A 12955-nucleotide genomic window follows, 5' to 3' on the forward strand; every position below is an offset into this window, starting at 1 on the left:
GGCGCGAGGGTTGTATCCGTACAACTCGACTGCACGGCCACGCTGTCAGTGCGAGTCGGGCAGCGGGGCGTCGGGCGGCGTGCCGCTCGTGAGGTAGTGGCCGAGCCACTCGCAGGCGGGGCCCGTGGCGGCGTCGGTGCGGTGGATCAGCGAGACGTTGTAGTTCACCGATCCGCGATCGGCGAGCACGATGCGCGCGAGGCGTCCGGCCTCGAGATCGGCTTCGACGAGATGACGCGGCATCGACCCCCAGCCGAGCCCGGCGAGCAGCAGCCGATGCTTCGCACCCAGATCGCCAAGCTTCCATGCGCGGTTGCTGTACACGCCAAAGGTCTGCCCGACGGTCAGGCGGCTGCGATCGGTCAGCACGAGCTGGGTGTGCTCGCGCGCGTCCGAGATGCGCACCGGTTGCGGCATCTGCGCGAGCGGATGGCTGGGCGCGGCCACCAGCACCAGTTCGACCGTGCCGATCGACTGCGCCTCGATCACGTGCGGCCAGTTCTGGTTCGGCCCGCTGATGCCGATGGCGCAGTCGCCGTCGAGCACCAGCTTGAGCACGCCGCCGAGCGCTTCCATCGTGAGGTTGAGCGCCACGGTGGGAAAGGCCACGGCGAACGCCTGCAACGCCTCTACGAGCCGCTGCGAGGGAAACATCACGTCGACGGCCACGGAGACCTCGCCCTCCAGCCCGCGCTGCAAGCCCGCGGCCTTGGCGTTAAGCTGACCCATCAGCAGGTCGAGACGGCGCGCGTCGGCGAGAATGGCGCGGCCCGCGGCGGTCAGTTCGGGCTTGCGCTTGCCGCGCTCGAACAGCGCCACGCCCAGTAGCGCCTCCAGATTGGCGATCGTATAGCTCACCACCGATTGCGCGCGGTCGAGCTGGCGCGCCGCCGCCGAAAAACTGCCGGTTTCGGCCACCGCGATCAGCGCGCGCAGTTGTTCGAGGCTGGGCGAGCGGTCCATGATCGACCTATCGAAAAAATGGATGATAACGATCCATTTTAGACGATTGTTTGTATAGCTGGCGTCGGGTTAAAGTGCGCCTTCCCTATCGAGGTTGTCCATGCCGATGAATCGCTCCATCAAGCCTACCGGCCGCTATAGCGGCGTCGCCATGCTGCTGCACTGGCTGATCGCCGCGCTGATCGTCTGGGGCTTCGCACTCGGCTGGGTCATGACCGATATCCCCGGTTTCACGCCCACCAAGCTGCGCTACTTCTCGTGGCACAAGTGGATCGGCGTGACCGTGCTCGCGCTCGTGCTGGTGCGTATTCTCTGGCGCGCGACCCACGCCGCGCCGAAGCTGCCGCAATCCATGCATGGCTGGGAGAAGGGCGCCGCGCATCTGGGCCATTTCGCGCTCTATCTGCTGATGGTGGCGATTCCGGTGAGCGGTTATCTGTACAGCTCGGCGGCGGGCATCCAGGTGGTGTATCTCGGCATCTGGCCGCTGCCCACGATCATCGGCCCCGACACCGCGCTCAAGGGCGTGCTGCGCACCGTGCACGTCGCGCTCGATTACGCGCTGCTCGCCGTGGTCGTGGTACATGTGCTTGCGGTCGTCAAGCACCAGCTGCTCGATCGCCAGAACGTCCTCGCGCGCATGCTGCCGTTCGGCACGCCGCGCGACTGAACCCGACCGTCCGACCGCACAGGTTGAACCCTATTCACCGCTTCACTGCTCACCGCTCAACGCGAACCGAACGAACATGATCCAACGTCTCGCCTCCAAAGTCTCCGTCGTCGCGCTCGGCGCGGCGCTTGCCGCCGGCGCGGCCTTCACCGCTTCCTTCGCGCTGAACGCGGATGCCGCGGACACGGCTAAAAGCACCGTCTCCGCCGTCTTCAAGCAGATGAACGTGCCGGTGGAAGGCAAGTTCAACCACTTCAGCGCCGACGTCCATTTCGACCCGGCAAACGCCGCTGCGTCCAGCGCCAAGCTCGACGTCGACGTGGCGAGCTTCGACCTCGGCTCGGCGGACTACAACAAGGAAGTCGCGGGCGACGAGTGGTTCGACGCCGCGAAATTCCCGCATGCGACCTTCGTGTCCTCGCAGATCAAGCCGGGCGCGAACGGCACGTATAGCGTGGTGGGCAAGCTGACGATCAAGGGCAAGACGACCGACGTGGTCGTGCCCGTGACGTACCGCAAGGACGGCGCGAACCAGGTGTTCGACGGCGCGCTGCCCATCAAGCGCCTCGCCTACAACATCGGCACGGGCGAATGGAAAGACACCTCGGTCGTCGCCGACGACGTGCAGATCAAGTTTCACATCGTGGCCGCTGCGCACTGACGCGCGCCGGTCTTTTGCTTCACCTTTCGTTTTATCCGTAACAGGACCCACGCCTCCATGAAGACCACGATTTTCGCCGCCGCCGCGCTGGCAGCCGCTATCGCAACGCCTGCATTCGCTGCGGCCACGACCTATAACCTCGACCCGACGCACACCTACCCGAGCTTCGAGACCGACCACTTCGGCGGCGTTTCGGTGTGGCGTGGCAAGTTCACGAAGAGCTCGGGCACCGTCGTGCTCGACACGGCAGCGAAGACCGGCACGGTCGACGTGACCATCGACGCATCGTCGATCGACACCGGCAACAAGGCGCTCGACAAGCACGTCAGCTCGGCAGAAATGCTCGACGCAGCCAAGTACCCGACGGCCGAGTACAAGGGCACGTCGATCAAGTTCGACGGCGACAAGCCCGTCGAAGTGATCGGCACGTTCACGCTGCACGGCGTCACGAAGCCGCTGAACCTGAAGATCGACTCGTTCAAGTGCTTCCAGAACCCGATGCTCAAGCGTGAAGTGTGCGGCGCCGACGCGACCGCCCAGTTCGACCGCTCGGACTTCGGCGTGAACTACGGCCAGGCTTATGGCTTCAAGATGCTCACGACGCTGCAGATCCAGGTCGAAGGCGTCAAGGCTGACTGAACGTAGCGTCAGTCGCCACGCGTTTGCTGGGTGAGGAGCGCGTGAAAAAAGCCCGTGCGTGAAGAGCGCACGGGCTTTTTGTTTTTGAGCGGGAGAGCGTGCGCCAGATTATGAGGATAACCAGGCAATTCGTGCCTGCATGGAAAGCGCGCGAAGGCGCGCTATCGTGCTGCTGCCGGTTCAGTGAATCGGCGAGCTTTCGTGCGTCGAACGCGGCGAGAGCGCCACGTCGACTACATGCGTGTGCCAGATGCCGCAGGTCGCCTTCACCGGCACCCATGCATATTTGCCGCGCACTTTCGCAAAGGCGCGCAAATGAATGAGCGTATCGATGGGCGAGGCCTGCGGTGCCGCTTGCGGCGCCGCAACCGGCACGACGGCGCTTGCGGGTACGGGGCTTTCGATGTGCGCGCTGAGCGCGCGACCATCGGGCACGAGCAGCGAATCGTAGTGCTGCGCCTTGTGCACCCAGTCGTCGAGTGCGGCAACGCAGTTCACCACGGCATCGGGTACGCGGATGCGGCGCAGATACTCATAGTCGTCGGGCGGGGCTTGAACCTGCGCCTGTACGCGCAGACTGACCCAGAGCAGCGCGACGAGAGCGCAGGCGAGAGTCGGGAACTTCATGTAGACGTGGCCTGTGCAGCGGGAGAAGAACAGCGGGGGAGGGCGAAGTATACACGCTGAGGCTGCGATGTGCCGCCGCGCGGGGCGTGTGCGAAGGCGGCGGCGCGGGCCGTAGTCGCATGAAATCGACGATAATGCCCGCCAGAAAAATGAACCGCGAAGTCTTGCGCAACCTCTGGGTCACGGACGCGTCGATGCAATTCAGAAAAGATGTCAACGGCCTGCGCGCGATCGCCGTGGCCGCGGTCGTGCTGTATCACTATGGTGTCGCGCCCGCACATGGCGGCTACGTGGGCGTCGATATCTTCTTCGTCATCTCCGGCTTCCTGCTGAGCTCGATTACGCACCGCGAGATCCTGAGCGGCACCTACAGCGTGCGCGAGTTCCTGATGCGGCGCGTGCGGCGCATCTTTCCGGCGCTCGTTGTCGTGACACTCGCTACCGTGGTCTGGGCGGGCTATGCCTATCTGCCCGACGACTATATGCGACTCTCGCGCGATGCGGCCTCCGTGCTCGTGATGCGCTCGAACTACGTGTTTCATGGCGCGACGGGCTACTTTGCGCCGGACGCCAGCCAGAATCTCTTCCTGCATACCTGGTCGTTGTCGCTCGAATCGCAGTTCTATCTGCTCTTCGCCTTGCTTTGCACGGTGTTCTGGCCGAAGAATGGCGGTCTGCGTCGGCACCTTGGCGCCGTATTGTTCGCGGTGATTGCGCTGGCCTCCTTGCTCTGGTGCATCGTCCACACACCCGTCGATCCCAACTCGACGTTCTATCTGCTGTGGAGCCGCGCGTGGGAATTCATGGCGGGGTCGGTCGTCGCCGTTTACGCGAGCGCGCGTGCGCCGCGTGTGGCCATCGCCCAGCCGCTTGGTCTGTTGGGCGCCGCGTTGATTGGCTGGAGCATCGTCGCGTTCAGCGCGGTCGATCCTTATCCGGGTTGGCGCGCACTCTTTCCCGTGCTCGGCACGGCGCTGGTGATCTTCGCGCAGGGCGGCTTGCTGACGCGCGTGCTGGGCACGCGGCCGTTTCAGTTCCTCGGCACGATTTCCTATTCGGTTTATCTGTGGCACTGGCCGATCCTGCTTGCGTTTCGCGAGCGCACGGGCCACGACCCGGTTGGCGCGCAGACGGTGGCAATGATCGTTGCGGCGACGCTGGCGGGTTGGTTGTCGTACCGTCATGTCGAAGTGCCGACACGCAGGCGTGCGAGCAACCGGCGCCTGCTCGCAGGCTCGCTCGTCTGTGTGGCGGCGGCGTTCGCATTCTCCGGTGCGATGGCGGCCACGCACGGCTGGCCTGCGCGCCTGCCGTCGTGGCAACGCAGCGTGACGTTCGCGAAGCTCAACACGCACCCCGATGCCGATCAATGCATGCGTGAAGTGGACGGCTCGAAGCGGACGACGCAACCCGGCGACTTCTGCACGATCGGTGCGACGCAAGCCGCCAATGCGGGCGCAGCACCGACGCTGATCCTCTGGGGCGATTCGTTCGCCAATCGCCTCCAGCCCACCGTGGACGACATCGCCACGAAACTGGGCATAAAGGGCATCGTCGCGACCCAGGGCGGCTGCCCGCCGTTCAAGGGCAAGGTGTTCAAGGGATCGGGTGCGGAGGTTTTTTCGGGCTGCGAACGATATGCCAATTTCGTCTACGACTATTTCATGCGCACGCCTACGTTGCGCTACGTGGTGATCGCGGGTGACTGGCAGCGTTACGATCCGGCCTTCGAAGGCGAGGTGATCCGCCAGATCGCGGCGACGGTCGCTGCGCGTGGCGGCAAACTCGTGCTGGTGACATCGGTGCCGAGCCCGGGCGGCGATCTGCCGGTTCAGTGGGCGCGGGCGCAGTTCCAGGTGGGACACGCGATCGGCGAAATGACGGTGCCGCGCGAAGGGCAGGCGCGGCTGTTTGGCATGGGACAGCAGATCGCGTCGATTGCGCAGCGCGGCGGGAATGTGATCGTTGTCGATCCGTTCGAGACGCTGTGTGCGGGGCAGGTCTGCTACACCGTGAAGGGCGATCGCGCATTGTTCAGCGATACCGATCACCTGAGCGAAGCCGGAGTCGGGTTTCTCGCGCCGGGCATCGAGGTGGCGATGACGCGGGCAGTGGGGCAGTGAGGTCGGCGTCCCTGGAGACGCCAGAAGCCAGAAAGCAAAAAGCCCGGTCGCAATGACCGGGCTTTTTACCTGAAGCTTTTGGTAGGCCGTACGGGATTCGAACCTGTGACCAACGGATTAAAAGTCCGCTGCTCTACCAGCTGAGCTAACGACCCAAAAGAGAAGCGGGATTATAGCGAGATACCCGGGGGGTGTCAACACACTCTGCCGTTTAATCTCTACCCGCGCTCATGGAACCGCATTCACGCAGCCCGCGCACCCAACAGAAAAGGCCCGAAACACGCCAATCCAGCCGACGTTTTCCGGGCCCTTCTCATGAATGCGGTCAACGCGATTCGCGGCCATGTCCGCGTCACGCGTTCCTGCGATGCCAGCAGCGCGTTACTTGAGCTGCGTGAGCTTGCTCTGCGCCGTCTGCGCGACTTCCGAACTGCCGTACTGCGCAACGATCTGCTCGAGCGTGCGCTTGGCCGCAGCCTTCTGCCCTTGCTCGATCTGATTGTTCGCGATGGCCAGCAGCGCTTCAGGCGCACGCGGATGCTGTGGATACTTGGTGGCCAGGTTCTGCCAGGTGGCAGTCGACCCCTTGTAGTCCTTCAGCGCGTAGAGCGCGTTGCCGAGCCAGTACTGCGCCGTCGGCTGATACGGGCTCTGCGGATACTTCGAGATGAAGCTGCGGAACGCCGCGGCGGCCTGCTTGAAGTCGCCGTTGCGAAACTGGGTGGAAGCGGAGTTGAACGCGTCCATCTCACCCGGCTGAACTGTGCCTTGCACGCCATCCACGGTTTCCTGCTGCGGCTCGAACTTCTTGAGACGCGTATCCAGGTCCGTGTAGTAGTCCTTCTGCTGCTTCGTCAGGGTCGTCAGCTCGTTGCCGAGATCTTCGCTCTGTCCACGCAGCGTGGCGACCTGCTGGTTGAGCTGGTCGATACGGTTGGACTGATCGAGGATCGTGCGCTGGGCGGCGGCCAACTGGCTGGACAGATTGTCCGTCTTCGCGCGCAGGTCGAGAATCGCCTGGCGCGCCTGATCGTCATCGAAGATACCTGCGTGAGCAGGCAGCGCCGAGAAGGCGATGCCAGCCACGCAGGCGGCTGCGGCTGCCCGCAGCGGGGAGAAACGGTGCGACATACGCCCCTTCATCCAATGCTAATTACTGTTGGTACACGAGGTCAGCACGGCGGTTCTGCGCCCACGATGCTTCGTCGTGGCCGGTCGCCAGCGGCTTTTCCTTGCCGAGGCTGACGGCTTCCATTTGCGAATCCGGCACGCCCATCAGCGACAGGGCCTTGCGCACGGCTTCAGCACGCTTTTGACCCAGCGCCAGGTTGTATTCGCTCGTGCCGCGCTCGTCGGTGTTGCCCTGGATCAGGACGTGACGTTCCGGGTGCGTCTTCAGGTACTGTGCGTGGGCCTGGATCACGCCCTGGTAGTCATCCTTGACGGCGTAGCTGTCGAAGTCGAAGTACACGCTACGCTTGGCGAGCGGGCTGTTCGGATCGTTCAGCGGATCGACGTTTACTTGCGCGACGGCGTTCGGGTTCGGCTGCGTGCTCATCGAGCCAGCGTTGGCGTTTTCGTCGGCCTTGGGAGCCGACTTACATGCTGCCAGTGCACCGATCATCAAGACGGCCAGAGCCAGGCGGACTTTGTTTGACATCATTGTTGCTCTCCTGAAGTGTTATTGCATAAAAGGACCCCAGGACGGCTCGCGTACGCTGCCGCCCTGAACGGACAGGATTTGCCGCGTACGACCGTCGGTCGATACAGCAGCCAGCACGCCACGGCCGTTCACCTGTGTGGCGTAAAGAATGTACTGACCGTTCGCCGCGAAGCTGGGCGATTCGTCATGTGTCGTGTCGGTCAGGGCGGTCGCGACGCCGGACTGCAGGTCTTGAATGTACAGCTTAAACCCGCCGCCGGTACGTGAAATGTACGCCAGCTGCTTGCCGTCCGGGCTCACGCGCGGACTCGTGTTATAGCTGCCGGTAAACGTCACGCGTTGCGCTGCTCCGGTGCTTTCGCCCTGGGCCGGCATTCTGTAGATCTGTGGCTGGCCGCCGCGGTCGCTGGTGAAGTAAATCGAGCGTCCGTCAGGAGAGTAGGTGGGTTCCGTGTCGATCGTGGTGCCTTGCGTCAGGCGGCGCAAACCGGAGCCGTCGGAATTGACGGCGAAGATCTGCGTATTGCCCGTGCGCGACAGGGCGACGGCAAGCGTGCGCCCATCCGGCGACCAGGCCGGCGCCGAATTGTTGCCCTTCTGATCCGAGATGATGACGCGCCGCCCCGTGGGCAGGTCATGCACATAGACGATGGGCTTCTTCTTTTCGAAAGAAACGTAGGCGACCTTGGTGCCGTCGGGCGACCAGGCCGGCGAAATGATCGGCTCGGGGCTGGAGAGCGCGATGTGCGCGTCCTGACCATCGGAGTCCGAAATCTGCAACTGATAGCGGCCGCCCGTCTTGATGACGTACGACAGACGCGTGGCGAACACGCCGCGATCGCCCATCAGCTTGGCGTAGATGTAGTCCGCGACCTTGTGCGCGCTCATGCGCAGGCCGCTGGGCGGGCTCTGCAGCACGAGGCCGCCGAGGCTTTCGCCCTTCACCGTGTCGTAGAGCTTGAAGCGCACTTCGTACTGGCCGTTCGGCAGCTTGTTCACGCTGCCCGCGACGAAGGCATTGGCGCCCTTGGCTTTCCAGCCGCCAAGATCGACCGAGTCGGTTTCCGAGACCGGTGCGCTGCCCGCGTCGACGTTCGTGAACTTGCCGCTACGCGCGAGGTCGGCGCGCACGACGGCGGCGACCTGCTGCGGCGAATTCGCCTCGCCGGCGAACGTCGCCGTGGCGATCGGGAATTGGGTGGAGCCCACGCCAGTGACGAGGACGTTGAGTTGTGCGTTCGCAGCGCTGCCGACCGTAATCAGGCAAGACGCGACGAGGGTTCGCAGGCCAAGCTTCGTCATCAAACTCATGCTGTGCTGTTTCCTGAAAAAGCGATATTTGTCACATCGCGCAACAGCAGACAGACTCGAAATGCATCGAATCGTTCCTTGTCCGCTGTCGCGCGCCAGCTTTCCTGTCCCCTGACTTGCGCCGTCAACCTGCCGGGCGCAAGGTAATCTTGAAGCTCGACGGCGTCTTGCCGTCCGTATCTTGCGGCATCGGATCCGAGCGTTGCACGGCACGCAGTGCCGCGTCGTCCCACGACGAGTTGCCGCTGCTGCGCGTGACCGTTGCCGAAAGCAGGGTGCCGGTTGGCGAGCAACGCACCGAGACCACCGTTTCGAGGCCCGACGTGTCACCCGACCAGACGATGTTCGGCTGCACGCGACGACGCACCTTGTCCGCATAACCCGGCGACGCCGCATTGCCGCCCGAACCGCTGCCGGTGCCGCTTTTCGCCAGACCATTGCCGCTGGAGCCTTCGCCGCCACCCATCGAGCCTTGCATCTGCGCGATGCGCGCGCGACGTTCGGCGTCGAGCTTCTTCGCCTGGGCGTCGGCTTGCGCCTGTGCCTGCGCCTTGGCCTTGGCGGCCTTTTCGGCGTCAGCCTTCTTCTGGGCGTCGAGCTTCGCCTGCTTCTGCTGCTGCTCTTGTTCCTGCTGCTTTTTAAGCGCGTCTTGCTGCTGCTGTTGTTGCTTCAGCTTTTCAGCGGCTTGTTGCTGTTCCTGCTGCTGTTGTTGCTGCTTGAGCTTCGCGGCTTTCTGCTGCGCGGCCAGTTGCGCCGCCTGCTGGGCGGCAAGCTGCTGCTGGCGCTTCGCGTCGGCTTCCTGCTGCTGCCGCTCGCGCTGCTGTTCCGCAAGTTGCGCCTGGCGCGCCGCTTCCTGCTGCTTACGCTTTTGCTGTTGCAGCGCGATGTCGGCGTCTTCCGTCGGCTGTGGCGGCGGGGCCGGCTGGACCGGCACGGGCGGCGGCGGCGGAGGCTTGGGCGTGGAGAGATCCGGGACCTCGGTCCACAGTTCCGCCTCCTCGCCCGCCGGCGTGCTGTTCTGCCAGTGGATGCCGTGGTACAGGAAGAAGCCGAGCAGCAAATGCATCACCACGGCGAGCGCTATAGCACGTCCCGTGCCGCGCTCGCGCGGTGGCTGCAAGGGATATGAATCGTTCTTCCGGGTCATTGCGATTTGACGAGCAGTCCGACACGTTTGACGCCGTGCGACTTCAGATCGGACATCACGTTCATCACCGTCTCGTATTTGACGGCCTTGTCGGCGGCGATCACGACCGGCTGGTCGGGATGGCTTTGCTCGCGGTCGGCGACGAAACCATTGAGGTCGGCGCGCGACATGGTTTCCTGCTGCGTGGCGCCCGCGTCATCCTTGTAGCGTACGCTCAGATTGCCGTCGGGGCGAATGTTGACCACCACGGGCGGCGTTTGCTGCTGTTGCGACGCGCCGCCGACGGTCGGCAGATTGACGATGGACGGCGCCACGAGCGGCGCGGTCACCATGAAGATCACGAGCAACACCAGCATCACGTCGATGTACGGCACGACGTTGATGTCGGCCATTGCACGGCGCGAGCGGTTGCCTCGCATGCTCGAACGCATTGAGCCTGCCATCTTCGACTCCTTGAAGATTAGTGGGCCTGACGTTGCAGGATGTTCGAAAACTCTTCGATGAAGGTTTCGAAGCGGATCGCCAGACGGTCGATGTCGTGCGCGTAGCTGTTGTAGGCTACGACAGCCGGGATGGCGGCGAACAGACCGATCGCGGTAGCCGTGAGCGCTTCGGCGATGCCGGGTGCGACGTTCGCGAGCGTAGCCTGCTGCACGTTCGCGAGACCGCGGAACGCATTCATGATCCCCCACACCGTGCCGAACAGGCCGATATACGGGCTGACCGAGCCGACCGAGGCGAGGAACGAGAGATTGGCTTCGAGCGCATCCATCTCGCGCTGGAACGCTGCGCGCATCGCGCGGCGGGCGCCGTCGAGCACGAGGCTCGGATCGTTCAGACGTTTCTCTTTGGCCTTGAGGAATTCACGCATGCCCGACTCGAAGATACGCTCGAGCGCGCCGATCGTGTGGCGGTTGTTGGCCGCGCTTTGATACAGCGCCTGCAGATCGCCGCCCGACCAGAAGTCGCGTTCGAAGCGCTCGGTTTGCGAGCGTGCACGACGGATGGCAAACCACTTGCGGAAGATGAAGGTCCAGGAGATCAGGGACAGCAACAGGAGAAGTCCCATCACCGCCTGCGCCAGGATACTCGCATTAAGAACGAGTGAAATGATCGACAGATCTTGTGTAGTGTTCATAGAGATTCGTTGTGACGTCCCGGGAGGGGCGAGCGGCTGCAAGACAAAGCGAAGCTTTCCGAAGGCAAACGGCAAGGCGGCGCATGGTTGCGGCCGAACCCAGCTTGGTCCTGCATTGACCGACGCGAGTTCACTGGCGTCGTATCAACGGCAATAGTTAAGTTGTCGTTGACACAGCCGGCAAGACTTTCTTCATGCCACGCTCCAATGCTTCGAAAACGTGGCCAGGAATGGCGGCGGGGCGCATCGCGGCGCCGTCGACGCAGGCGATGCGGATTTTGCCCGACGCCAGCAAGGTATCGCCGCGCCACGCTTCCTGAATGAAGTCGACGGACGCGCGGCCCAGCTTGTCGAGACGGCTTGCGATCGTCACGACGTCGTCGAGACGGGCGGGCGCCCGGTAGTCGAGCGCCGTGCTGCGTACGACGAAGAGCGTGCCGGATTCTTCGGCGAGCCTGCGCTGATCGACGCCGCACGCGCGTAGCCATTCGGTGCGCGCGCGCTCGAAGAACTTCAGGTAGTTCGCGTAGAACACGATGCCGCCGGCGTCGGTGTCTTCGTAGTAGACGCGAACCGGCCATGTAAAACCGTTCGCGGCCTGAGTTGGGGCCGTATCCGGCTTGCTGGTGGATCTTTCCATGCCGCGCATTCTACCGGAACGCGCGGCCGCTACGCCGTTCGGACGACTGAGCTAAGAAAGTATTCTGAAAGCTTTCAGCCGCGATGAATGGTCAGCCCGGCGAAGCTCTGCGCGACCGGCATCAGCTCGATCGTATTGATGTTCACGTGGGCGGGGCGCGTGGCGATCCAGTAGATGGAGTCGGCGATGTCCTCGGCCGTGAGCGGCTGCACGTCCTTATAGACGTTGGCGGCCTTGGCGTCGTCGCCGCGATAGCGCACGTTCGAGAACTCGGTGCCGCCGCACAGGCCCGGCTCGATGTCCGTCACGCGCAGCGCCGTGCCCGCGAGGTCGGCGCGCAGGTTCAGGCTGAACTGGCGCACGAAGGCCTTGGTCGCGCCGTAGACGTTGCCGCCCGCATAGGGCCAGCGGCCGGCGACCGAGCCCAGGTTGAAGACATGACCGCGGTTGCGCGCGACCATGCCGGGCAGGAATGCATGGGTGACCTGCACCAGGCCGGTGCAGTTGGTGTCGATCATGGTTTCCCACTCGTCCAGATCGGCCTTCTGCGCCGGTTCGACGCCGAGCGCGAGGCCGGCGTTGTTGACGAGGACGTCGATGTCGGCGAATTCGGCGGGCAGGGCGCCCGGCGCCGCCTCGACCGCGGCGCGGTCGCGCACGTCGAGCTCGATGGGCAGCAGCGCGTCACCCAGTTCCGCGGCGAGGTCGTCGAGGCGGTCCTTGCGGCGCGCGGTGGCGACGACGCGGTGACCGCCCTTGACGAATGCTCGGGCGATGGCGGCGCCGAATCCTGCTGATGCGCCGGTGACGAAGACAATCATGTTTGCTCCCTGGTCGGTAGAAGGCGAGGAAAGGGGAAAGCCTACTTCCATTGACGCGCTGCGGCAAGGAAGCGCCAACACCGGCGCGAGCCACGCCTCGTGGGGCGCGCGGCCGGTCCGGTTGCCTATTCCGGACGGTTCCAATACACTAACGCGCTCAATCCCTGCGTGACTGGCGATAGGGTTCCCGAGGGGCAGATGCGGCAACTGCGGTTGTAACCACAGTTGTAACAAATGCCCGGCAAGCTGTGCTGCGCATGGCTCGAGCGGGGGCTCAAGGTGGAACGACCCACCGTGAAGCGCAGGGTGCCGTTTTGCCGTTCGCCTGGGCAGCCGAGATCCGCGCGCTTCAATGAGCGCTGCACGGGCTGTCCTGCCTCGCGTGTGCGGCACCTTCTTCCGCCACGTCAAGGCTGGCCACTTCGCCAGCAGCGCCGCGTACCCGCTACGCGTTCCGCGCGAGACCCGGTCAACCTGAACACACTTAACGGAACCCGTATGTTTGACAGAGCCGAAAGCACCATCGCCAACGTCGATCCCGAACTCTTCGCC

At 64.0% G+C, this 12955-nt stretch carries 14 protein-coding genes, 1 tRNA gene and 1 riboswitch; of the genes, 4 read left to right on the forward strand and 11 right to left on the reverse strand.

Annotation, left to right across the window (positions count from 1 at the left end; genetic code table 11):
• Positions 1-45: 45 nt before the first annotated feature.
• A complete protein-coding gene (locus U5782_RS32015; RefSeq protein WP_322047884.1) occupies positions 46-963 on the reverse strand; it encodes a LysR family transcriptional regulator in 918 nt (305 codons plus the stop codon).
• Positions 964-1069: 106 nt separating this feature from the next.
• On the opposite strand from U5782_RS32015, the gene U5782_RS32020 reads away from it, so the two are divergent.
• The 3 genes from U5782_RS32020 (at position 1070) to U5782_RS32030 (ending at position 2933) form a co-directional block, all read left to right on the forward strand.
• Complete coding sequence (locus tag U5782_RS32020; protein WP_322047900.1) at positions 1070-1633, forward strand: cytochrome b; 564 nt, start codon at positions 1070-1072, stop codon at positions 1631-1633.
• 76 nt (positions 1634-1709) lie between these two features.
• Positions 1710-2294 (forward strand): YceI family protein, encoded by a 585-nt coding sequence (locus U5782_RS32025; RefSeq protein ID WP_322047885.1) that lies wholly within the window; start codon positions 1710-1712, stop codon positions 2292-2294.
• Positions 2295-2351: 57 nt separating this feature from the next.
• The gene (locus tag U5782_RS32030; RefSeq protein WP_322047886.1) at positions 2352-2933 is read left to right on the forward strand and encodes a YceI family protein; all 582 of its coding nucleotides are present in this window, start codon (positions 2352-2354) and stop codon (positions 2931-2933) included.
• Positions 2934-3113: 180 nt separating this feature from the next.
• Here U5782_RS32030 and U5782_RS32035 read toward each other — a convergent pair whose 3' ends face one another.
• The gene (locus tag U5782_RS32035) at positions 3114-3560 is read right to left on the reverse strand and encodes a BspC domain-containing protein (RefSeq protein ID WP_322047887.1); all 447 of its coding nucleotides are present in this window, start codon (positions 3558-3560) and stop codon (positions 3114-3116) included.
• Between the two features lie 194 nt (positions 3561-3754).
• Here U5782_RS32035 and U5782_RS32040 point away from each other — a divergent pair, with 194 nt between their 5' ends.
• Positions 3755-5683: an acyltransferase family protein gene (locus tag U5782_RS32040; RefSeq protein WP_322047888.1), complete on the forward strand. Its 1929-nt coding sequence runs from the start codon at positions 3755-3757 to the stop codon at positions 5681-5683.
• Between the two features lie 79 nt (positions 5684-5762).
• Here the strand turns inward: U5782_RS32040 and U5782_RS32045 are convergent.
• The 9 genes from U5782_RS32045 to ydfG all read right to left on the reverse strand — a co-directional run bounded on the left by U5782_RS32045 (position 5763) and on the right by ydfG (position 12403).
• Positions 5763-5838 (reverse strand) — tRNA-Lys (locus U5782_RS32045).
• A 226-nt stretch (positions 5839-6064) separates the two neighbouring features.
• Entirely contained in the window at positions 6065-6814 is a 750-nt protein-coding gene (ybgF, locus tag U5782_RS32050; protein WP_322047889.1) for a tol-pal system protein YbgF, read from the reverse strand.
• 22 nt (positions 6815-6836) lie between these two features.
• Entirely contained in the window at positions 6837-7346 is a 510-nt protein-coding gene (gene pal, locus U5782_RS32055) for a peptidoglycan-associated lipoprotein Pal (RefSeq protein ID WP_322047890.1), read from the reverse strand.
• Between the two features lie 18 nt (positions 7347-7364).
• Positions 7365-8657, reverse strand: a complete 1293-nt coding sequence (tolB, locus tag U5782_RS32060) for a Tol-Pal system beta propeller repeat protein TolB (RefSeq protein WP_322047891.1) — start codon at positions 8655-8657, stop codon at positions 7365-7367.
• Between the two features lie 124 nt (positions 8658-8781).
• A complete protein-coding gene (tolA, locus tag U5782_RS32065; RefSeq protein ID WP_322047892.1) occupies positions 8782-9804 on the reverse strand; it encodes a cell envelope integrity protein TolA in 1023 nt (340 codons plus the stop codon).
• Positions 9801-10247 carry a protein TolR gene (gene tolR, locus U5782_RS32070; RefSeq protein WP_322047893.1) on the reverse strand — a complete coding sequence of 149 codons (447 nt, stop codon included), beginning with the start codon at positions 10245-10247 and terminating at the stop codon, positions 9801-9803. The genes tolA and tolR overlap by 4 nt, the downstream gene beginning before the upstream one ends.
• 17 nt (positions 10248-10264) lie before the next feature.
• Complete coding sequence (gene tolQ, locus U5782_RS32075; RefSeq protein WP_322047894.1) at positions 10265-10942, reverse strand: protein TolQ; 678 nt, start codon at positions 10940-10942, stop codon at positions 10265-10267.
• Positions 10943-11099: 157 nt separating this feature from the next.
• Complete coding sequence (gene ybgC, locus U5782_RS32080) at positions 11100-11591, reverse strand: tol-pal system-associated acyl-CoA thioesterase (RefSeq protein WP_322047895.1); 492 nt, start codon at positions 11589-11591, stop codon at positions 11100-11102.
• Positions 11592-11656: 65 nt separating this feature from the next.
• Positions 11657-12403: a bifunctional NADP-dependent 3-hydroxy acid dehydrogenase/3-hydroxypropionate dehydrogenase YdfG gene (ydfG, locus tag U5782_RS32085; RefSeq protein ID WP_322047896.1), complete on the reverse strand. Its 747-nt coding sequence runs from the start codon at positions 12401-12403 to the stop codon at positions 11657-11659.
• A 158-nt stretch (positions 12404-12561) separates the two neighbouring features.
• A riboswitch (ZMP/ZTP riboswitch) is annotated at positions 12562-12741 on the forward strand.
• The last annotated feature ends 214 nt before the right edge of the window (positions 12742-12955 follow it).

Source organism: Paraburkholderia sp. J67 (assembly GCF_905220265.1).
GTDB lineage: Bacteria > Pseudomonadota > Gammaproteobacteria > Burkholderiales > Burkholderiaceae > Paraburkholderia.